Origin of the sequence: Chryseobacterium sp. PMSZPI (assembly GCF_002835665.1) — a bacterium.
Lineage (GTDB): Bacteria > Bacteroidota > Bacteroidia > Flavobacteriales > Weeksellaceae > Chryseobacterium.
The window spans coordinates 14160-37781 of the sequence record NZ_PIZV01000051.1; the positions used below are offsets into that span (position 1 = coordinate 14160).

Below are 23622 nucleotides of genomic sequence, written 5' to 3' on the forward strand. Positions count from 1 at the left end.
TTCTATTTATTAAACATGATTCCTCTTTCTGTATCTTCTTTTATCTTTTTAAAATATTGAATAAGATCTGCTCGTTGATCATCCGTTAATTTTGCATCCTGATGTCCCAGATAGTAAGATTCAAGGGGCATTTCTTTTTTCTCAATCATTTCTATTGATTCTTCCAGTTTACGAAGCTGTCTTTGAGGTTCATAGACTGCAAAGGTAGAAAAATTCAAATGTTTTCTGCCTTCGTTAATATGATTTTTAACAAACCATGAAGCGGGTGAAATGTCTGCATACCAAGGGTATTTTGTTTCATTGGAATGGCAGTCATAGCAAGATATTCGGATGGTCTTAGCGATATTATCCGGGGTCTTTTTAATCTTTAAAAAATCCATTCCCGGAGTAGGTGGGGGATTGGTTTTATCAATAGGAAAAAATTGAATGATAATGAATGCAACAAGAATGACAACAAGTACTTTTTTCATATACAACGATTTCAAATTTAGGGAAATATAAAGATAATTAAATTATTTGATTTTTTGATTTTTTGAATTTCGGAAGCCGGAAGAATGAAGCTGGAAGTTATCTTGGGCGATAGGGTAACAGGGAATATATTTTATTTAATTGATTTTGAAATCATTCTTGAATATATATTGTAGAATATTAGAGCCTGTGTTTAAATTTTATCAAAAATTTATTTGAACCATTAAGATGAATTAAGTTGTTGAGGTTAATTAAGAAAAAAAATCAAAGATTTTTATAAGCAAAGTGCCTTAAAGCGGAGCTCAAGCTTACTATTCTAAAATTCTTAAGAATCTTAATGGTGAAACTTATTGGTAAAAAATGGCAAATTAATTATTAAAATAAAATTCTTAAAATTTAAACTGCCTCTTAATTTAATAGGTAAAATACTTAATAATAATATTGGCTGTCAATACTTTGATAACGTCAGACTTCTGACTTTCTACTTCCTATTTTAGTTAAAAAATATTCCTTTGAGTTATTCTAAATTGGAAAAACGATATAGAATTGATCTGAAAAATGACTAACTTAATACCACAATTATGTCTCGAGTTATTGTGCCGTCGGAAATATTTTATTATAGTTTTTAACTATCATTGAAATAATTATTAATAGATTGTATTTATTGAATAAGCGTTGTAAGTTTGTCAAGTCTTTACAACGAAGATTTATTAAAACCATAGTAATCAATATAAAAATAAATAAACGACAATGGAAAAAGATTTGAATGACATCAGTAAATGTCCGTTTCACAACGGAACCATGAAAAAGACTGTGGCAGGTGGTGGAACCCAAAACCAGGATTGGTGGCCTGATCAGCTTAGAGTAGATCTTTTGCGCCAGCATTCATCACTCTCTAATCCTATGGATAAAGATTTTGATTATGCTGAAGCTTTTAAAAACCTCGATCTGGAGGCAGTAAAAAAAGACCTTCATGCTTTGATGACAGATTCACAAGACTGGTGGCCTGCAGATTTTGGTCATTACGGGCCATTGTTTATCCGTATGGCATGGCATAGTGCAGGAACCTATCGTGTTGGAGATGGTAGAGGAGGAGCAGGTGCGGGACAACAGCGTTTTGCTCCGTTGAACAGCTGGCCGGATAACGTGAGTTTAGATAAAGCAAGAAGATTGTTGTGGCCGATTAAGCAAAAATACGGAAGAAACATATCATGGGCCGACCTTTTAATCCTAACCGGAAATGTGGCTCTTGAATCGATGGGGTTCAAAACATTTGGATTTGCAGGAGGACGTGAAGATGTATGGGAACCGGATGCAGATGTATATTGGGGATCAGAAAAGACATGGTTAGGTGGTGATTTACGTTATGCTCACGGTTCGGAAGGAGTAGTAGAGGGACATTCTGCAGTTCTGCCTACGGATGATAATGCGGATGGGGATATTCACTCAAGAAATCTTGAAAAGCCTCTTGCCGCTGTACAAATGGGATTAATCTATGTAAATCCTGAAGGTCCGGACGGAAACCCGGATCCTATTGCTGCCGCAAAAGATATTCGTGATACGTTCGGACGTATGGCCATGAATGATGAAGAAACTGTAGCTTTGATTGCCGGAGGACACACTTTTGGAAAAACCCATGGAGCCGGTCCTGCAGATCATGTAGGTAAAGAACCTGAAGGTGCAGGAATTGAATTACAGGGACTCGGATGGGCAAGTAGTTATAAATCGGGAAGCGGAAAAGATGCTATCTCCAGTGGTTTGGAAGTAACCTGGACAGAAACTCCGACACAATGGAGCAATTATTTCTTTAAAAATTTATTTGAAAATGAATGGGAATTAACGAAAAGTCCTGCCGGAGCTCATCAATGGGTGGCAAAAGACGGAGCTGAAATTATTCCTGATGCATTTGATGCTAATAAAAAGCATAGACCAACAATGCTTACTACGGATCTTTCTCTAAGACTGGATCCTGTTTACGAAAAAATTTCAAGACACTTTTATGAAAATCCGGATGCGTTTGCAGATGCATTTGCACGTGCGTGGTTTAAATTAACCCATAGAGATATGGGACCTCGTGCCCGTTATTTAGGTTCTGATGTGCCACAAGAAGAATTAATTTGGCAAGACCCTATTCCGCATGTAAATCATGAATTAGTTAATAATGCGGATGTTGAATCACTTAAAGCTAAAGTTCTTAATTCCGGATTAAGTATTTCGGAATTGGTATCTACTGCCTGGGCTTCTGCTTCTACTTTCAGAGGAAGTGACAAGCGTGGTGGAGCAAACGGAGCAAGAATAAGGCTTGAACCTCAGAGAAGTTGGGAAGCCAATAATCCTGCACAATTACAGAAAGTATTAGGTGTATTAGAAGGTATTCAAAAAGAATTCAATGTTTCTCAAAGTGGAGGTAAGAAAATATCTTTAGCCGACCTTATTGTTTTAGCAGGAAGCGCGGCCGTAGAAGCAGCCGCAAAAAATGCCGGACATGATATTAAAGTTCCTTTTGCACCGGGAAGAATGGATGCTTCTCAGGAACAAACGGATATAGAATCTATGGGATATCTTGAACCCATTGCTGATGGATTCCGCAATTATTTAAAAAGAAAATTTACAGTATCAACGGAATCTTTATTGATTGACAAAGCTCAGTTATTAACACTTACTGCTCCTGAACTAACGGTGTTGGTAGGAGGTATGCGTGCCTTAGATACTAATTTTGATGGCTCAAAACATGGTATCTTTACAACGCGCCCGGGAGTTTTAACGAATGATTTCTTTGTGAATCTTTTAGATATGGGAACGCAATGGAAAGCAATGTCAGATGATAAAGAAGTGTATATAGGTACAGACCGTACAACCGGTCAGCCCAAATGGACGGCGACCCGTGCAGACCTTGTTTTCGGATCCAATTCTGAATTGAGAGCTGTAGCTGAGGTTTATGGAAGTGCTGATGCACAAAGTAAATTTGTGAATGACTTTGTAGCAGCCTGGACGAAAGTGATGAATCTGGATAGGTTTGATCTGGATTAATTAATGATTTTTATAATAAAGGAAAGACAGCGCTATTGCTGTCTTTCTTGTTGTTTGTCTATTTTCCAAAATAGACGGATTTTTATTTGCCTGATAAAGTATTTATCTTTGCCCATAATTAACGGATGAAGAAAATTTTAAACTGTTAAGAGATTATTATTGTATGAAATTTCAACTCAATTTAAATATTCCGAAATAAAAATAAAACCACTTGAAAAAATCAAGTGGTTTTCTATTGTGGCAAAAAGCTAGTTGTTTGAAATTGAATGATTTTTTGATAAATCAAAATCTCAGCAGGGGAAGCCTATTAAGTCTATATTTATTTAGCCCATCTATCTGGTCTTACTAATTTTAAAGAAATATAAAAACTAAAAAAAATACTTACAATAAACATTATGACGGCATAATTAGAACTCAAACTAGACGTAAATAATTCTAAAAGAATATTTTTATTTGTTAATATATAAACTATTAATAAGAATGCAGTTACTGATAAAAAAATAAATAACATCCATTTTGATTTGGCAACTTTAAAGTAATTGAGAATAGCCAGAATAATATTATCTAAGATAAACCCAATTAAAAAATACATGATACTAAAATAAAAAGTATAGGCAAACATTTCGGTTCCATATCCCTCAAAAATAAGAACTATCATTAGTGGTAATATGAATAATAAAATGTGATAAGATAAATTAAATAAAATTATATTTTTCATGTCTTATTGAGCAAAAGTTATAAATGGAACTATTTTCGATTTTTAGTTCCTGCTAGCTCGTACTATTAATAGCTTCTCATTGATATACCTCCAAGGTAAAAGAAAGATTAATAAAAATATTCCTAGAAGAATAATATTTTTTAAATACTTAGGGTTTTTAACTCTATATATAAATTCATCATTATTCTTATTATACAAAACCTCTATTTTATCATTAACAGAATAATTAACACACTCATTATAAGGAATGCCAACACTATATGTTTTTTCATTGAAATTAATCCATATTGTAGATTTCATTCTTGGTGCTGCGTGGCAATTTTGTTTTATGATTTTTGTAGTATAATTATTACCCCCATTGACTGTGTCATTATATTCTATCAATTGTTTTATAGTAAATAATAATCCTAAAAGGATTACACATATAATTAAAATTTGATTTTTATAATATTTTTGAATCATTATTACTTGATTAATCTTAATTAAAGGCTCTCAGAGATGTAATTTTCCCCCGCTGTCGCGAGCTTCTAGCTCGTGCTAATTAACAATATTTTTTAAATTTACGTTTATTTCTAAATTATAAAAATAAAACCTCCGCTATTGTGAAGGTTTTGCTTTATTCTGAGCACGAGCTAGAAGCTTGCGCTAGTGAGAGATGAATCTGGATAGGTTTGATTTAGATTAATGATAAAATAAAATTTTTTTAGTATTAAAAAAGACAGTAATGAATAATTACTGTCTTCTTTGTATAAGTATTTAAGAGTATGAATTATATAAAATTTTATAATGCTTAGATCCATTTCTTAAACTAATTTTATCGTGTTGATAAAGACACTAAAGGGTGATAAAATTCATATTTATTCACTTTATTAAGACTAGAACGACCTGTTAAAAAACGTTAATTTTGCATAATTTTAAATTATTATTAATAAAAATAACAGGGAATGAAAAAACTTTATCTCGGTGCATGGACCTTATGCACAGTCTTGGGTGTGTCTGCTCAAGAAGTGGTCTGGCAAAGAGACATCAAATCCTCTACTCAGGATTTTCTGGGGCAGGTCATTACAACTATTGATCAACAATATCTTATTACAGGAAGTAGTATTCAAAGTAATAAACTTCAAGCTTCAGGCAGTCAGCAAAATAATGGTTACGATTTTCATTTGGTAAAATTGGATCAACAAGGAGAACAGGCTTGGGAAAAGTATTTCTCAGGTCAGAATCATGATTATTTATCTGCAACTGTAACCACCCAAGATGGTGGATTTCTTCTAGCCGGAACTTCTTATTCAGGAAAAGGATTGGATAAAAAAGAGAGATCAGAAGGAGGTTCAGATATTTGGCTAATCAGAATCAATGAATTTGGAGATGAATTATGGCAAAAAACTCTTGGAACTTCTGCGGATGAAGAAGCCAAGGCTGTCATTCAAACTACTGATCTGGGATTTATTGTAGCAGGTAATGTGCAGAACTCATCCAAAGGTTACGGCTCAAAAGATGTTTGGATTGTAAGACTTGATAAAGATGGAAAAGAATTATCCCAAATGATCTTAGGAGGAAAAGGTTTAGATGAAGTCGAAAAGATGGTGCCCACAAAGGATGGTGGAGCTTTAATGGGAATCTATTCTCGAAGCGGAACTACAAATATGAGTAATTCGGATTTGAGAACTGGTAGCCAAATGAACAAAGTCAGCGACAATTTTGGTGAAGGCGATTACTGGATTGTAAAGCTTGACAGAAACGGAAAAGTAGAATGGGAAAAGAACTTTGGGGGAAAGGGAGATGACCATATCAGAACTTTAGCATTGACATCGAACGGTTATATCATTGGTGGGGAATCCAGATCCGAAAGATCAGGAAACAAAACCGTAGGAATTGAAGAAGGAACGGATCTTTGGCTTATTTCTTTGAATGAAAGAGGCGATGAGCAATGGCAAAAATCTTACAATTTTAAAAACAGAGATATTTTGATGGGAATGAGCGTGATTCATTCAGCTGATGATACAACTTCAAAAGGAATTCTATTAGGAGGTTATACCCAGGCAGAAGGAAGAATTCAGGCTGATGATGAAACCTTCTGGATGTTGTATTTAGATGGAAATGGTAATGAACAATGGAGAAAGCATGTGAAAGGAGAATCCAGAAAGAAAGAAGAAAGACTTTCAGATTTGAAATTGAACAGAGATGGATCTATTGTATTGGCAGGAACCAGTGCCGAAGAATTGGGTAAAGAAAACTGGAAGATTGTGAAGCTAGGAGACAAGCAAGTGGATCAACTCATTGAAAAATATGACATGAAAATTTATCCTAATCCGGTCTCAGATTATGCTTACGTAGAAATTGGTTTTGATTTCAAAGAAGCTGAGATTTTATTATATGACATGAGTGGCCGCCAACTTCAAACTTTAAAAACTAAAAACAAAGTAACTAAAATTAATACTCAAGCATTGATTCAGGGAGCTTATCTGGTTACGATAAAAACGGATATGAATAGAATGATGAATGCTAAAATGATTAAGAAATGAGAAAAACAGCAATAATATTTTTCCTGGCAATGTTTAACGATGGATATTGTCAGATTGATAATGTAATGGCTGAACCTAGCAATCTGGAGAAAAGAATTTCCTTTAACAAACTTGTTGTATCCCCTGAAACTGCAGCATTTCATAGGGTTAACTTTCTTCCGGTTAATCTTTATACAGGTAAACCTAGTATTGATATCCCATTATATGTGATTAAAACCGGCGATATTGAAATTCCAATTAGTCTAAAATACGATATTGGTGCTAATAAAGTAGATGAAGTAGCTACCAATACTGGCTGGGGTTGGAGTTTACAGGCTGGAGGAAGTGTTACAAGAATGGTTAGAGATATTGAAGATCATGATTATGAAAAAGTATTTGAGGTGACAGCTTGTGACGGGACAAGATATTGTGATGATTTTGGACTTCAAATTGGTGATGGAAAGCTGCTTAAGACAGGCTATTTGAGAAGAGCAAATGATGAATCTGGATGGTCAGATGCTGCAAGTATCAGTAACCTTAGTGAAGATGCATTACCAGACTTATTTTTGGCGCAAGCCCCTGGGCTTTCAAGCCAGTTTCATTTGGAGAGAAATTTTACTCCATATAATACTTCACAATTTTATGATGCCATTGTTCTAGATGGAAGCAGTACTAGAGTTAGCCGGGTAAGTCGTAAGCCTTTTAATGTTGAAACTATAAAAAACTTTGCTGGATTCAGTTATCAGGATGCAGTGCCTTATATTGAATATAATTATATATTTTCAAGTAATAATGGGGTAAATGAAACGAATCCATTATATCAGATAAGGGGAATTGATGGGTCTCCAAAGCCAGGCCTTATGAGAGATAAGAGTATTGATTATGAGGACTTTAATCTGGTTAATAATAAAGGGGTAAATTATTTATTTTCTACGTACGATATTAATGAATCTCTTCCTTCATTTGATGGGACAAATACTCCCTACTGGCGTTTGGATTGTAGTGTTTTGTTTCCTAACTTAAGGCATGTTGCTACAACGTATAGGATTCAAAAGAATACTTGGCATCTAAATAAAATTAGAGATAATAAAAATAAAGAGGTTAATTTTTCTTATAAGCCGGTATTTACATTTAACTATGAAAAATCTCCAGTGTATGTAGGTTCTACTAATGCTGACGTGGCTGAAGTTAATAAAATATATAATAGTCTGGAATCAGGTGAATATTCTAATAGTATGGCTGCTACTATATCTAATTTTGAACGTCCGGATTATAATAACTTATATAAAACTACTCAGCAGCAAATTTTGGACAAGATTACATGGGATCAGGGTGAAGTTTTGTTTTTTTATGATTTATCGAGAAAAGATCGTTTAGATTCTAAAGCGCTTACAGAAATAAAGGTAAAAAATCAAGCAGGGAATATCATTAAGCACTATAAACTCAATTATAGTTACTTCCAAAGTTCAGATTCAGATTGTCCTACAGGTACTCAAAACGAAAAATGCTATCGTTTAAAATTGGATAAAATAGATGATATGGTAGTGGGACAGCAAATTTCTAGTTATTCATTATCCTATAATCAAACTGTTAACATTCCTAAAGTAAATGCATTAAGTAAAGATTTCCTGGGATACTATAATGGAAAACCTAATCAAATGTTTCAACAGCCAGGCTTTACTTTTTCTCCCAATAAAAATAGGCTATCCGTTGTACCTTTCCAAAGCGATGCTTTGAATACTAATGAATTTATTAAAGTTAATGGAGCCGCAGATATTTCACCTACAAATCAGTCATTAAACGGATTGTTGACTAAAATAACGTATCCTACAGGAGGAAAAACTGAATTTGAATATGAAAATAATATGTTTAATTTTTATGGCAAGGATGTATTATCCCCGGGTGCTAGGATTAAAAATCAAAAATTAGATGATGGAAAAGGAAATCTAATTGTTAAAAAATATGAGTATCAGACGTCTGATGGAAAATCTTCAGGAACGATACTAAATTTTCCTAAAATTATAGATTTAATGTCATGGAACTCTGCAAAAAAAGAACTGAGATTTCAAGCAAGCAATTATGTAAGATCAAATATTGAATTGACCCAAGGAGCGTATGTAGGATACAGCAGGATCATTGAAAAAATAGAAGGAAATGGGTTGACTGAGTATATTTTTAACGGTCCAAATGAATATCCAAATGAATATGAACAAACATCAGGGGCATCTTTCTTTTCAAAACATTCCTTCTATCCTGGAAGAGCTTATGTAGATCATGATAACAGAAGAGGTACATTGAGTCATAAATATGTGTATTCGAATAATGGGATTAAACTCAATGAAGAAAATTTCAAGTATGATGCTTATAAAGAACTTAATACTAAGGTTAGAACTTATACAGTAGGAGTTTCAGTAAAAGACGGTAACGGATCTTATAAACCTGGTAAAGAGTCTCAAAGTATTAAGATAATAAGTTCCATCAACAGACCGTCTTCTAAAGAAGTCATCGAATATCTGGATGGAAAGCCATTAACAACGAAGACAGAATATGCCTACGCTAGTAATATACCATCCAATCTGGCGGAGGAAAAGACAACTTTTCCAAGTGGAGAGGTCATTAAGAAGAACATTTCTTATTTGAATGATCTACCTGATATTGCCGGGCCTTTTGCACAGGTAATGAATGCCAAAAATATGGTATCAATTCCTATGGGAGGAAAGACCTTTAAGAATGATATCAAAGTATCTGAAGAAAGAGTAGTGTATGCACCTGCTAATGCTATGGCAGAAGAACCAACAACTCCTTATTTACCAAAAAAATATTACAAAAGTTTTGGGCCGGAAAATATAGTGATTACAGAGGATAAGCACAAAGTATCATCGGTGGATCAATATGATTCGACAGGTAATACAACTCAATACACTACAGCAGATGGAAATACAATAGGAACAATATGGGGGTACAACAATACGTTACCAATTGCTAAAATTGAAGGCAAAGATACTGCGTACTTAATGGGAATGTTAGGTACCGATATTACATCACTTAAAAATGCTTCTAATAATGATATTAGTAAAGATGCTGAAAATGTGTTTCTTGAAAAATTAAATACCTTTCAGAAGAGGCAAGATTATATGGATGTTTCTATTACAACATATACCCATGATCCTCTTATTGGGGTAACTAATATTACGCCTCCATCAGGAAACAGAATGAGCTATATCTATAATACAGCCAATCAACTTGAAAAAGTATTGGATGTTAATACTCAATTGGTAAAAGAATATAAATATAACTATATACCAACCCAATATTTTAATGTTACCAAAAGTCAGAAGTTTTATAAAAGTGGTTGTGGAACATCAGCTATTAGTAGCTTTATTGACTATACTGTAGCTGCAGGCACTTACTCTTCATTGATAAGCCAGGCGGATGCTGATCAACAAGCTCAAAATGAAATTAATTCTAAAGGTCAGATCGTAGCTGATACCCAAGGATCATGTACTTCAATTAGTTGTAACATAAGTCAAGGAAATGCAGGACCATTAAAAAATAACTTTATTAATGTTAATAATTCTACAGATTATAAAGTGAGGTTAGGATTTAAATATAACAGCAGTTTATCATGGAATACAGGAGTGATTGTAGGAAAAATTAATGGAACATGTGTGCCTTCATCCGACAGATCATCCAGTGCTTATGCAAATGGGATATGGATGCTGACAATTGATACTAATGGCAATATTATAGCGAAAATCACTTCTGCCTCTCCATCTTTGGTTCAGGGGATTGATCTTGATTTTAATTTTACTTATTCAATATATTAATTAGTGATGAAAAAACTTATATATGTAACAGGGGCACTATTAATAATGGGAACGACCTTATTTCAATCTCAAATTGTATTAAATACTCCTGTAGCTCAACAAAACCAAGAAGTATCTGATCCAAATAGCATTACTTTAGCTCCGGGCTTTAGTGCTAGTTCCTCTATTATCAATACTTTTAGGGCTTATATTGGAGATACAAACAATAATAATCCAGTGATTCATCCTGATTATAGTGGCTCGGGGACAATCATGGAAAACTATATTGCGACACGTACTTATTTAGAAGCAACCAATACCAGTAGCTCTTCTGCAAAGCAGTTCTATGATATCCAATATTTTGACGGATTGGGAAGACCTAAGCAAGTGGTTAATGTAAAAGCTTCTCCCCAAGGAAAAGATATTGTGACTTATTTTGAATACGATCAATTGGGAAGACAGACTAAAAATTATCTTCCCGTTCCACAGGCAGGGTCAGAAAATGGAGCTATATATGCCTCACCACTAGGAAATGCTTCATCCATCTATGGTGGAGAAAAGATATTTTCAGAAAGTATATTGGAAAAATCACCACTAGAAAGGATTGAACAACAAGTACAGGTAGGAAATGATTGGGCCGGAAAACCTGTACAGTTTAATTACAATACTAATGTTTCCGGAGAAGTGAAGAAGTATGTGACTTCTACTACATGGGCGGATGAAGCTACTTTATCGTCGGTTAGTCTTTCTGGAAGTTATGGTGCTGCACAATTGTATAAAAATACGGTTACCGACGAAGATGGAAATAAGGTGATTGAATTTAAAAATGGTCGGGGCCAACTTGTATTGCAGAGAAGAATGGCTAATACTTCCGAAAATTCAGATCTTTATTATGTTTATAATGAATATGATCAGCTTGCATTTGTTATTTCCCCACTGGCTTCAGTTGCCCCATCACTAGATCAATCGGTTTTGGATAATTTATGTTATCAATATCGCTATGATAAAAAAAATCGTCTGGTGGAAAAAAAGATTCCTGGAAAAGGCTGGGAATATATGGTGTATGATAAAGCTGATCGACTGATTCTAACTCAGGATACCAATCTGAAATTAAAGAATCAATGGATTGTTACCAAATATGATCAGTATGGAAGGTCTGTTTATAAAGGAATAGTAACAGGAGGGACAAGAAACAGCAGACAGAATGAAATAAAAGATTCTGTAATTACTGAAAGTAGAAATACTACAGGATTTACCAGAAGTGGAATGGCAGTCTATTATACAGAAAATTATTTTGCAGGAGCCACTCCGACTATATTATCTGTTCACTATTATGACACTTATCCACAGGGAGCTCCGGTTGTTCCGGGACAAATTTTAGGTCAGGATATTCTTCCACAAGCAGGGCCAGGAACGTCATTAAGTACTAAAGGAGTTACTTTAGCTTCCTATATTAAAAATATAGAAGATGATCATTGGACCAAAAGCTATAACTACTATGATAAAAAAGGAAGAGTTATTGGAACTTATTCTATCAATCATTTAGGAGGATATACCAGAATAGAATCTCAACTTGATTTTGCAGGCGCTTTACAGATGTCTGTTACAAAACATAAAAGAACAGATTCTGATACGGAAAAAATAATCAAAGAAACTTTTGATTATGATCACCAAAATAGGTTGCTCGCTCATAAGCATCAAGTGGACAATAATCCTGTTGAGATTTTGGTTCAAAATACTTATAATGAGCTTTCTCAGCTTACCAATAAAAAGGTCGGAAACAATATTCAGAGTATCAACTATGCCTATAATATCAGAGGTTGGATGACCAAAATCAATGATCCTGTTAATCTGAACGGAAAATTGTTTGGTTTTGCTTTAAAATATCAAAATCCTGTAAATACATCTTTTGGGAAATATAATGGGAATATTGCAGAAATAGATTGGAAAACCTCTCAGGATGGAGTTCTTAAAAGATATAATTATCAATACGACGGACAAAATAGATTATTAAAAGGGGGATATTCTGAACCAGGCGCGACAGTAGAACAAAATGGTTATTTTAATGAAGAGCTAAGCTATGACTTAAATGGAAATATCAATACGCTTAAAAGGTATACCAGACCTTCTATAGGAGTTACTGCTGAATTGATCGATAATCTCAAATATAATTATGAAAGTTCACATTGGAGTAATAGGCTTGAACAGGTTACAGTAGCTGATGGCGCTCCGGATAACCCTTCAGGATATTATGTACAGGGACACAAAATTCTTTACGATGGAAATGGAAACATTACCGAAATGAAGGATAAAGGAAGATCCAGAATTGATTATAATTTTTTAAATTTACCTAACTTTTTTGATGGAGAAGGATATGATTATGCTAAATATCTTTATACAGCTGAAGGAGCTAAAGTAAAGAAGACAGAATGGGTTGTTTTTGGAAATAAAACTACAGAAACAGATTATCTGGATGATTTTCAGTATGTCAATGGCTCTTTGAAATTTGTACCTACTTCGGAAGGATATTATGACTTTGAGCGAGGAATTTATGTTTATCATTATACTGATCATTTAGGAAATATCAGATTAAGCTATACAAGGAAACCAGGAAGTTTAACTATTGAAATCCTTGGGGAAAGTAATTATTATCCATTCGGATTAAAACATTCCGGATATCTGAGTAAAAATCCAGCTTATCTGTATGAATACAATGGTAAAGAATACCAAGGGTTGGCCGGGATGTATGATTATGGAGCAAGATTCTATATGGCTGATCTGGGAAGATGGGGAGTGTCAGATCCTTTGAGTGAATTACAATTTGCTTATACTCCTTATTCATATGTTTATGGAAATCCTATCAGGTTTAACGATCCAACGGGAATGATAGGCCAGGATCCACCGACAAGAGGATTTACGATAGAGAATCCTATTGAGATAGATGCAATTGTATTAACACCAAAAGCATCATCATCTTCCCTTTCCTTTATGGGAATTTACAATTTAAATGCCTATTATGCATCGCAGGATAGATTAGCTGCGGCGATAAGAAGTAGTAAAGCCGCCCTTGCAACTGAAAAATTTGAGAGAAATCTTTCCCAAGGTATTATTACCTTTGGGATGGGAGGAAGTAATTTATTCGCATCCGCAGGTTGGGCTGCTTTAGAGACATGGGCAGATTATCAGGAGCCAGAAGAACAAAAAGCTATTAAGATTGTTCAATTGGCTATGATAGGATTACAGGTGAAACATGGAAATTTAAAAAGTTTTGAGAAGTTAACAGATGGAATGTATGCTGGTGAACAATATTATATGTATTCAGTTAACTCTCTTTCTAATAGTGGAACATATACAAAATCCATATCAACTCTAATTTCATCAGATAAAACTAGTAGTTTATCTGCATTACTTAAAACGATGAATAATGAGGCAAAAAGTGCTGGAGCGCAAAAACTAGTTATTGAAGGAACAGCTATAGTAAATACTAAATTATTTAATCCTAAATTAGCACAAAAACTAGGGTTTTCATATGAAAAGATAAGTGAATCTTCTATTCGTTTAATTCAATCTGTTAAATAAATGAAAAATATTAAACCAAATTTTATTGAAGCCAAGTTTAGAAGAAGTAAACTTATGCTAGATAAAACAAAATTATGGAAAACTATTGATATCTTAAAACAGCAAGTTATTTCAAGTAAAATCAATTTAGAATATGATGAGAAAGAATTAATATGCTTTTATAATTATGATTATTGGTGGTTATTCACAACTAAAAATCTCATTGTTAATGATAATAAAAGTCTTTTATATATTAGCTTATTCGAAATTTCGAAAATAGATTTACCCGCTAATATTAAAAATATAAATCATCCAGAAGCTTATATAGATATTTATTTTCAGGATAAAAAAGTTAAATTACAATTAGAAAAATTTTCATGGCCAATCATGATTGAAATCTTGAAATTTGTAACACCAGCAAAAATAATTATTAAATAAAGATAAATTTAGAATAGTCACCTTTGGAATGAAAAGTAATCATTTTATTGCTTCAGTGGGGATGAACAATATTGATATTTGGCTTGATTAACAAGATGAGATAATAACAATTTATGCTTTATCGAAAAATCTATAGTCTCGTTTTATACAGTAAATTTCATTATTTGACTAACACTTATAAAGTAGAATTAGATATTGAGAATAAGAATTTCATCAATGAATTTTTTACAATTGATTCAAATAACTGAAAATTTTAAAATAAGATATGGAAGCAACAGAATTTGATATAGAAATTACAAATATTTTAAAAAAAGAATTTGAAAATAATACCATTGCTATTGAAGAAGATACAGATCGTTATATAGATGAAATGGAAAACCATTATCCTTTTGGGTATAGCGGTGTTGATTGGACAAAAAAAGATAATATCCTTTCTTTAGATGTAAAAAGTACGGAAGGAAATAGAAGAGAACAAATCAATATTTTTTTTAAAGAAATTTTAAAAGACTATCCAAATTTAATAGATGAAGAGGTTATTATAGTAGGTGATGGAGCATTAAATTATGGATATATGATCAGATTTGAAAATTTTATAGAATTGTTTCATCTTTTTTTTGAGCTCCCGCAAGATACTTATGTTTGGTTTTTAGATTCAAAAAAACTAATTAATTATACATTCGAAGATGAGCTTTTCTTTGGATAATGTACTTTTATATTGAGTTGAATAAAGTACTTAAGTAAAAATGTAGATCAACATTAGTGGATGTTACTAAATGTCTTGAGGTAAAAACAGATTGCTTTATCAAAGCAATCTGTTTTATTATCATTATATTAAGAAATGAAAAGATATTTTCAACTTTGTTAGCAATTGGTAGAAATTAGATTTTATTTTTGTCTATGTATTTCTATACTGTTGTCGAACTTATGGTTTTACCAATTTAAATTAAATTTGAAAATGATAAGTGCATAAAGAATTGTGTAAAGTTCGAGTTGTGGAAACTAAAATCCAAACCAATAAAAAAATTAAAAATGGATTTCATCATTAAATCATTACACACATTGTTTTTCGGAGCCGTATTTTTCATCATCTATATGAAATACAATAAAACAATTTCTGTGAAGCCTCTATATATCATTATCTTGTTGCTTAACTTAATTGTGCTGTTTTCTCTCAATACGATCTATAGTAGCATTCCCAATCGATTACTTCTTATATTATTAATGTTTTCCTTCTCAATAGTGGTATTGAATATAATGAAAGGATTGGTTAGTATGGAGAATAGCCAGGTATTAAAAAATAATAATAATCTTAAAGTGAATTATCAATATATCAAGACGGTTCTTTTTGAAAAAGTTATACCGATAATGGTTTTTTTGTACCAACTTTTATTGATATGGTGTCCTGTTCTTTTTGAAAGGATGTCGAAAAAGTAACAACTAGACTGAGCAATATAGAAATTAAAAAACAATGTATTAAGATACTTATAATGATAAATAAAATAGATAGTACAAGCCTTTTTAAATATGCATTGGATCATATTCAAGAAATTTTAAAAGAGAGTGATGTAGATATTGAAATTAAAAAGTTGTACGATATGAACAGTTTATGTTTTATTGAGAAATCTATTGATTACGTTTTATATAATAAATTAAGCCATTTGAATAATACTTATAAAATAGACTTAGATATTGAAAATAAAGAAAGTAAACGAGTTGGCTCTTATACTCTATATCTTGATGACAATGAGGAATTCATTGATGAATTCTTTATGATTGATTCTTATAACTAAAAATTTTGAAATAGTGTATGGAAGTGACAGTGTTTGAACTGAAAATAATTAATACATTGAAGATGAAAAGCTAAGCAAAGTCTATATCAGAAGTAAAAAAACTGGAATTTTATTGAAAGTAAAAAACAAAAACCATCCTTAAAAAAGGATGGTTTGTAGACTCACAGGGATTCGAACCCCAGATGACTGAACCAAAATCAGTAGTGTTACCGCTACACCATGAGTCTCTGTTTCTATGCCGCGAAATTATAGAAATTATTTGAAATACAAAAATCAAAATTGAAAAAATATAAACATAATTGCGCGGAAATAGGCTTATCTGTTGATATCCAAATAATTATTTTTAAAGAAAAATTTTCAAAATAAAGGCAATTTTTAATACTAAATAATAAAACCTTATCTTTGCAAAAAAATTGGGCTCCAAAAGTTGGAGTAACCCATTAATAAACTTGTCCTGAGCATAGCAAAAGGATTATTAAACATTTTTTTATGTCAAATATTGTCGCAATCGTTGGGCGCCCCAACGTTGGAAAATCCACGCTTTTTAACCGTTTATTAGAGAGAAGAGAGGCTATTGTAGATTCTACAGCCGGTGTAACCAGAGACCGTCATTACGGAAAATCTGACTGGAATGGAGTAGACTTTACGGTAATTGATACCGGAGGATATGATGTAGGTACAGATGATATCTTTGAAGAAGAAATCCGTAAGCAGGTACAGTTGGCAGTAGACGAAGCAACTTCCATTATTTTTATGATGAATGTGGAAGAAGGACTTACAGATACAGACTACGAAATCTACAGACTTTTAAGAAGATCCAATAAACCGATTTATATTGTCATCAATAAAGTAGATTCTGCAAAAGAAGAGCTTCCGGCAACGGAATTCTATCAACTAGGAATCGATAAATATTATACACTTTCTTCAGCTACAGGATCGGGAACAGGAGATCTTTTGGATGATATTGTAAAAGACTTCCCCACAACAGAATATAAAGATCCTTTCGAAGGATTGCCTAAAATTACAATTGCAGGTCGTCCTAACGTAGGAAAATCTACAATGACAAATGCTTTGCTTGACGTAGAAAGAAATATCGTTACAGATATTGCAGGAACTACCAGAGACAGTATTCAGACTTTATATAACAAATTCGGGCATGAATTTGTATTGGTGGATACTGCCGGAATGAGAAGAAAGTCTAAAGTAAACGAAGATCTGGAATTTTATTCCGTAATGAGATCTATCCGTTCTATTGAATATTCTGACGTGGTGATCATCATGGTAGATGCTACACAAGGATGGGAATCTCAGGATATGAATATTTTCGGATTAGCACAGAAAAACAGAAAAGGAATCGTGATTCTTGTTAATAAATGGGATTTGATCGAAGACAAGCAGACCAATACAATGCGTGATTTCGAAAAATCAATTAAGGATAAGATCGGTCAGTTCCACGATGTGCCCATTCTATTCGTTTCGGCTTTAACGAAACAAAGAATCCTGAAAGCGGTAGAAGTTGCAATGGAGGTATATGAGGATCGTAAGAAAAAGATCAAAACTTCAAAACTGAATGAAGTGATGCTTCCGATTTTCGAACAAACACCTCCGCCGGCAAATAAAGGAAAATATATTAAAATTAAATATTGCGTTCAGCTTCCTACGCCGTCACCACAATTCGTATTCTTCTGTAACCTTCCACAATATGTGAAAGAACCTTATAAGAGATTTACTGAAAATCAGTTGAGAAAAGAATTCGGATTTACCGGAGTTCCAATTGAAGTATATTTCAGACAAAAATAAAAGAACAATGTTCATCAAAAAATCTGGTAAGAAATTTACCAGATTTTTTATTTTAAAATAACTTTCAAACAAATGACTGCAATATCTTTATTGTTGAATAGATACTTCCAGTTTCCCACTTCGGGCTTCTAATTTTCCCATCATAGCCACTTTTCATATACCAGCCTTACGGGTCGATAACCTTGTGAAGCAAGCCAACGTTGCATGGTCTCATTATTGCAAAGGGTATAACGGTAAATTTTTCGAATTTTATAGTTGGTATAGGAGTTCTCAAATGCTTTATTGAGTGCAGAATAAATCCCTTGTTTTCTATATTCTTTTTTGACATATCCTTCGGAAACATAAAGGTCATCTTTCTCTCCAAGCTCGAAATTGCTGTCATCCTTTTCATCAATATACCCAAATAGAAAACCAATGGCCTTTCCATCAATTTCAGCAACGAGAAATGTTCCGTCATTCTCTTCTTCACATTCTGCCATAAAGCGAAGATAATTATCCCGGATGAGGTTCCAGTCTGCAGTTTTATCATTCATTTCTTTTTCGGAAACATGAAGTTCCCCTACCAGTTCATCAACGATAGGGAGGTTATCTGCGATTTTTATTTTTTTGATGGAATAATTCATATTGATGTTTTTTTTAATTAATAGATTGGAAGCTGGAAGTTATCATTGTTTGAAAAAATAGTTATATTTTTTTACAAACTATTATTATTTAATTGTAAAATTTCTTTTATATAATCTCATTTTATTTTCTGTAGGATAGTAACTTCATCTTCCAGCCCTCGCTTCCTTTCTTATTTTCCTCTTAACGGGCTTCCATACCAGGAAGTATTATCCGAAAGAACTTCACCTTTCATGACAAGGGAGAGAGCGTCAATATTGACATTATTCCCAATTTCACTATCATATAAAATAATAGTCCTTGAATTAATAGTTGTTTGACTTCCTATTTTTACTCCTCCTACTTTCATGATTCTGTCTTCAAAAAGGTGAGTCTGAGGTCCGCAATCTTCATTCAATATCGATTCGTCTCCTATGGATACCATGTCAAATTCCGTAATATCGGTTGTATTCAACCATACTTTTTTTCCGATTTTTACTCCGAGAAAACGCATAAAGAAAGGTAGCCAGAAGGTTCCGCGAAGAAAATCTAAGAAAAATTGTACAGGAAGTGCTTCATAAATGGTAGTAATTCCTTCGCTTAACCAAACTTTTAAGCTGTACATTGGCATTTCTGTTTTTTTGTATTTTCCTATAAGTAACCACTTTAGTAATACAGTGAAGAAAAAGGAAGGAAGGGCAACAATTCCCAAATAATAGAATGGTGCCAGCAATAGAAGATAAGCAATTCTTCCTTCTAAATAAGTACTCGTATAAGCAATGAACAAAACACTGCAAATAATGATTACAGTCTGAGGGAGAATGATCCTGATTCCTTCTACAATAGCTCTTGCCAACTTAAGACGAAACGGAGGATTATAAGTAAGGTTATCTTGAAATATATCCGATTTCTGTCTGGATGGCAAACCTATAGGAGGAGAACCGAACCAGTCTCTTTCAGATGAATGCTTCAGTTGTTCTTCAGATGGAGCTTTACTTAATACGCCGATGAGCATGTCGTCTTTCAACTCGTATCCTTGTGGAATAAGCCCGCTGTTTCCTACGAAACTGTTATTTCCTATGGTTGTTTTGGATAGAATTAATTTTTCATTCCTTACATCATGTTCTCCAAGAATAACAGCATCAGCAATAAATGAGCCTTCGCCAATTTCCAATAAATGATGGGATACATCGCTGGCTGTCGAAATCTCTGAATTTTTCCCCACCTTGGCACCCATCATTCTATAAAATTTACTGATATAGATGGAAGCAAAAAGCGGATGAACAATAATGAGTGACAGATTGAAGATTTGATCTTTGATCCATTTCCTATAATAAGTAAAACTGTAAACAGAATAAATTCCGGGTTTCATATTGTATTGTAAGATCCTTGTCAGGATACTCACTACAGCAATGAATAGTAAAATATAAATTGTAGAAAGGATAGGTGCCTGCCACAAATAATAAAAATTATAATCTGATGAGCGGTCGTCCAGATAATACAATGTATAAAGAGTGGGTGCTAAAGGTAAAACAATAATAAGTGGGAAGAAAAACAAAGAACATGCATATAATAATGCAAATTTGTTTCTTTTCTTGGGAGAAGAAAGCTGTGGAGGAATAATATCATCACCTGTTTTTACGCTTACTTTTTCTGCCGGGCTTCCATTCCAGACTTCTCCAAATCCAATTTTTTTCCCTTCATTAAGACAACTTAGATCCTGAAGTTCTCCAAATTCTTCAATAATCGTATCTCCACATACAATTACAGACGATCCCAGATAAGCATGAGCTTTAATATGTACTTTTCTGATTTTTAAAAGACCATTTTCAACAGAAGCATTGTCAATACTGCAGCCTGAGCTGGTATTTACATTTTCATCAATCGTAACAAGATCTTCTGCTGCGATAGGCAGTAAGCTTAATTGAGCACTTGGGTGTACTTTTACTCCAAGCAGTTTCAGATATTTCGGATATAAAGGTGTTTCTACAATAAATTCGGAGGGCATCAATCTTTTAATAGTTTTCCATAACCACCATCTGAAATAATACCAACCCCAAAGTGGATAATCTCCCTCTTTTATTTTTCCTATAACAAGCCATTTGGTGAGGACAATGATTAATGAATATACCGGAGGAATAAGTGTATAGAGTAAGATCGCACTTAATAAAGCATAGTGAATTCCATATCCGTTAAGCTGAAAATAATAATAACTTAAATAAGGGAAAAAAATCTGGATACTCAGTAATGCAAATACCACCAATAAACTTATGGTCTGAGCAATATTACAGACAATATACTGTAAAGTGGAAACCTTGTGGAATGGTTCCTGATGTGAGGTCTCCTGATTCTGTTTATTTTTAAGGCATTCCGAATAAGCAGATAAAGGACGGTTTTCATAAATTTCTTTCAATGAAGCCGTCGGAATTCCTGCCTTTTGGCGTAAGTGTGAAACAAGAGTAGCTGCCAATAGGGAATGTCCTCCCAGGTCTGTAAAGAAATCCTGGCTTAGATTGATGTCTTTTCCCGGGAATACCCATTTCAATGTTTGAAGTAGTTTTTCCTCGATAGGAGCACTGGAATCAATCTTTATATCATCATTTTTTTCGTGTACCGTAAAACTTTCCGGAACAGGAAGTCGTTTTCTGTCAATCTTTCCACTAGGCATCCTTGGCATTTCTTTCATTTGTACAATAGAAATAGGAACCATGTAAGGAGCCAGAAATTTTGCCAGTTCTTTCCTCATTTCATTTTCATCAAATGAAGAATCGTTATTCATTACAGCATACCCCACAAGCTGTCCTTGCCCGTTAGAGTCTTCTTTTACAGCTACGGCTGCTGAGGAAACATCCTGAAGCTGGTTAAGGCGGGTTTCTATTTCACCGAGTTCAATTCTATATCCCCTTAGCTTAATTTGGTCATCAATTCTTCCTTGGAAATCAATAAATCCGTTCTCCCGTATGATAACGGCATCTCCGGTTTTATAAATAGTTTGGCCGGGCATCTCCGAAAAAGGATTCTTTAAAAATTTTTGCTCAGTGAGCTCTGGAAGATTAAAATATCCATTACTTACTCCCGGGCCGGAAATAATCATTTCTCCACGTTCTCCTCTCGGAAGAATGTTCATGTTTTCATCAACGATGGCGATATGATAATTAGGAAGAGGGGGACCAATGGTAAGTTCATCTTCATTATTTAATTTGGCCATGTTAGAAGAAACTGTAGTTTCCGTAGGACCATAACTGTTGATAAATATTCTATATGGCTTTGCCCATTTTTCCTGCACTTGTTTAGTACAAGCTTCTCCTCCTGTATTGATAAATCTGATTGACGGGACCTCGTCAATAATTGCTAAAATACTGGGAACGGCATGAAGGACGGTGATTTTATTTTCCGTTAAAACATTGCTGAGTTCATCAATCGCTTTCACTGTGGTGGCATCGGCAATCCATATAGTTGCTCCGGCAAAAAGACTAATCCAGACTTCTTCACACCACATGTCAAAAGAAACAGAAAAGCCTTGATATACAATGTCCGTATCTCTTATTTCTATAAAGTCCTGTTCGGAGCGAATTAAATGACAAATATTTCGATGAGAAATAGGAATACCCTTAGGGTTTCCCGTACTTCCTGAAGTAAATAATACGTAAGCCCAGTCATCAGGCGTATTTTTTACATAAAGAGGAGGTATGGTATTTTGGGGTTGTGGTGCAATTTCCAAAGGAGAGCAGTGGATGTGTGCATCGGTGTCAGAAAAATAGGTTTTAACATTAATGTCGGTGAATACTTTCTTTATCCTGTCTTCCGGCATTTCGCGATCCAATGGGATATAAGCAGCTCCTGCTTTTAGAATTCCAAGTATGGCAACCGGGAGTTCCAGACTTCTGGTGTGCCATACACCCACCCGGTCGCCGGGCTGCACACCTTCATTTTGTAATTGTAGTGCAATGGCGTTACTCCAACTGTCGAGCTCGGAGTAAGTTATTTTTTTATCTTTAAATATAAAGGCTGTTTTGTCTTTATATTTTTCAAAAGTGGGAACCAGTAGCTGGGGTAGAGTTTCGTCTTTTATAAGCTCTGGGTTGATTTTTCCTAAAATAAGGCTTTTCATCATTTAAAAAATTAGTGTATAATACGTGTTGGGAAAATTGTATAAATATACTTTTTTTCTACTCATGTTCAATCTTCAATCTCATTTTTTAGTTGTAATTTTGCAGAAAATAATTAGACTCACTGTCATTAAAAATTTAAGATCTTCATGCTTACTATTTTATCGCAACATTTTTCTCTTGTTAATGAATGGATTAATGAACTTCGAAACGTTGAAGTTCAGCACGATCGGATGAGATTCCGAAGAAATATGGAAAGAATCGGGGAAATTGCGGCCTTTGAAATCAGTAAAGGTTTAGAGCATAGAGAAGTCATTATCCAAACTCCTTTAGATACTATAAAAAGTAAAGAAATTGCAGTACAGCCGGTTATTACTACGATTCTAAGAGCCGGAGTTCCATTATTTGAAGGGATTCTGAACTATCTGGACAGAGCAGATTGTGGTTTTGTAGCAGCGTACAGAAAGCATGATGCCAACGACTACTTCTCAATCAAACAAGATTATCTGACTTGTCCTAATATTGAAGGAAGGCCATTGATCGTTGCAGATCCAATGCTGGCAACCGGAGCTTCTTTAATTGAAGCAATCAAAGATTTGTTAACCAACGGAACACCAACACAGCTTCACATTGTTGCTGCAATTGCTTCAAGACAAGGTGTGGAAACAGTTCAGAATGCATATCCTGATGCCCAAATTTGGGTGGGTGCAATTGATGAGCAATTGACATCAAAAGGGTATATTACTCCGGGGCTTGGAGATGCCGGAGATTTAAGCTACGGAGAAAAACTTCAACGTTAAT

At 33.8% G+C, this 23622-nt stretch carries 12 protein-coding genes and 1 tRNA gene; 9 read left to right on the forward strand and 4 right to left on the reverse strand.

From position 1 onward, the window contains the following. Window positions 1–2: 2 nt before the first annotated feature. Entirely contained in the window at window positions 3–470 is a 468-nt protein-coding gene (locus CW752_RS09645; RefSeq protein ID WP_101239505.1) for a heme-binding domain-containing protein, read from the reverse strand. 748 nt (window positions 471–1218) lie between these two features. Here CW752_RS09645 and katG point away from each other — a divergent pair. The 7 genes from katG to CW752_RS09695 all read left to right on the forward strand — a co-directional run bounded on the left by katG (window position 1219) and on the right by CW752_RS09695 (window position 16312). Beyond that, on the forward strand, window positions 1219–3498 hold the full coding sequence (katG, locus tag CW752_RS09650) for a catalase/peroxidase HPI (protein WP_101239506.1): 2280 nt from the start codon (window positions 1219–1221) through the stop codon (window positions 3496–3498). A gap of 1662 nt (window positions 3499–5160) precedes the next feature. Next, complete coding sequence (locus CW752_RS09665; RefSeq protein WP_101239509.1) at window positions 5161–6741, forward strand: T9SS type A sorting domain-containing protein; 1581 nt, start codon at window positions 5161–5163, stop codon at window positions 6739–6741. Further along, the gene (locus tag CW752_RS09670) at window positions 6738–10547 is read left to right on the forward strand and encodes a DUF5977 domain-containing protein (RefSeq protein ID WP_101239510.1); all 3810 of its coding nucleotides are present in this window, start codon (window positions 6738–6740) and stop codon (window positions 10545–10547) included. Before CW752_RS09665 ends, CW752_RS09670 begins: the two co-directional genes overlap by 4 nt. A 6-nt stretch (window positions 10548–10553) precedes the next feature. Beyond that, window positions 10554–14105 (forward strand): DUF6443 domain-containing protein, encoded by a 3552-nt coding sequence (locus CW752_RS09675; protein WP_228401701.1) that lies wholly within the window; start codon window positions 10554–10556, stop codon window positions 14103–14105. Beyond that, window positions 14106–14522, forward strand: coding sequence for a hypothetical protein (locus CW752_RS09680; protein ID WP_101239511.1), 417 nt, complete (start codon window positions 14106–14108; stop codon window positions 14520–14522). A 265-nt stretch (window positions 14523–14787) separates the two neighbouring features. Beyond that, window positions 14788–15225 (forward strand): hypothetical protein, encoded by a 438-nt coding sequence (locus CW752_RS09685; RefSeq protein WP_101239512.1) that lies wholly within the window; start codon window positions 14788–14790, stop codon window positions 15223–15225. Window positions 15226–16009: 784 nt separating this feature from the next. Then, complete coding sequence (locus CW752_RS09695) at window positions 16010–16312, forward strand: hypothetical protein (protein ID WP_101239514.1); 303 nt, start codon at window positions 16010–16012, stop codon at window positions 16310–16312. A gap of 156 nt (window positions 16313–16468) precedes the next feature. Here CW752_RS09695 and CW752_RS09700 read toward each other — a convergent pair. Continuing rightward, a tRNA-Gln gene (locus tag CW752_RS09700) sits at window positions 16469–16539 on the reverse strand. A 262-nt stretch (window positions 16540–16801) separates the two neighbouring features. On the opposite strand from CW752_RS09700, the gene der reads away from it, so the two are divergent. Continuing rightward, window positions 16802–18112, forward strand: a complete 1311-nt coding sequence (gene der / locus CW752_RS09705) for a ribosome biogenesis GTPase Der (protein ID WP_101239515.1) — start codon at window positions 16802–16804, stop codon at window positions 18110–18112. 140 nt (window positions 18113–18252) lie between these two features. Here the strand turns inward: der and CW752_RS09710 are convergent, their stop codons facing one another. Next, on the reverse strand, window positions 18253–18735 hold the full coding sequence (locus CW752_RS09710) for a GNAT family N-acetyltransferase (RefSeq protein ID WP_101239516.1): 483 nt from the start codon (window positions 18733–18735) through the stop codon (window positions 18253–18255). 170 nt (window positions 18736–18905) lie between these two features. Continuing rightward, a complete protein-coding gene (locus tag CW752_RS09715) occupies window positions 18906–22823 on the reverse strand; it encodes a Pls/PosA family non-ribosomal peptide synthetase (RefSeq protein WP_228401703.1) in 3918 nt (1305 codons plus the stop codon). 147 nt (window positions 22824–22970) lie between these two features. On the opposite strand from CW752_RS09715, the gene upp reads away from it, so the two are divergent. Further along, window positions 22971–23621, forward strand: a complete 651-nt coding sequence (gene upp / locus CW752_RS09720; RefSeq protein WP_101239518.1) for a uracil phosphoribosyltransferase — start codon at window positions 22971–22973, stop codon at window positions 23619–23621. Window position 23622 lies beyond the last annotated feature (1 nt).

Excerpts from the sequence above, each read along its gene's own strand:
- CW752_RS09645 (WP_101239505.1), bottom strand. The coding sequence starts at position 470 with ATGAAAAAAGTACTTGTTGTCATTCTTGTTGCATTCATTATCATTCAA.
- katG (WP_101239506.1), top strand. The coding sequence starts at position 1,219 with ATGGAAAAAGATTTGAATGACATCAGTAAATGTCCGTTTCACAACGGA.
- CW752_RS09665 (WP_101239509.1), top strand. The coding sequence starts at position 5,161 with ATGAAAAAACTTTATCTCGGTGCATGGACCTTATGCACAGTCTTGGGT.
- CW752_RS09670 (WP_101239510.1), top strand. The coding sequence starts at position 6,738 with ATGAGAAAAACAGCAATAATATTTTTCCTGGCAATGTTTAACGATGGA.
- CW752_RS09675 (WP_228401701.1), top strand. The coding sequence starts at position 10,554 with ATGAAAAAACTTATATATGTAACAGGGGCACTATTAATAATGGGAACG.
- CW752_RS09680 (WP_101239511.1), top strand. The coding sequence starts at position 14,106 with ATGAAAAATATTAAACCAAATTTTATTGAAGCCAAGTTTAGAAGAAGT.
- CW752_RS09685 (WP_101239512.1), top strand. The coding sequence starts at position 14,788 with ATGGAAGCAACAGAATTTGATATAGAAATTACAAATATTTTAAAAAAA.
- CW752_RS09695 (WP_101239514.1), top strand. The coding sequence starts at position 16,010 with ATGATAAATAAAATAGATAGTACAAGCCTTTTTAAATATGCATTGGAT.
- der (WP_101239515.1), top strand. The coding sequence starts at position 16,802 with ATGTCAAATATTGTCGCAATCGTTGGGCGCCCCAACGTTGGAAAATCC.
- CW752_RS09710 (WP_101239516.1), bottom strand. The coding sequence starts at position 18,735 with ATGAATTATTCCATCAAAAAAATAAAAATCGCAGATAACCTCCCTATC.
- CW752_RS09715 (WP_228401703.1), bottom strand. The coding sequence starts at position 22,823 with ATGAAAAGCCTTATTTTAGGAAAAATCAACCCAGAGCTTATAAAAGAC.
- upp (WP_101239518.1), top strand. The coding sequence starts at position 22,971 with ATGCTTACTATTTTATCGCAACATTTTTCTCTTGTTAATGAATGGATT.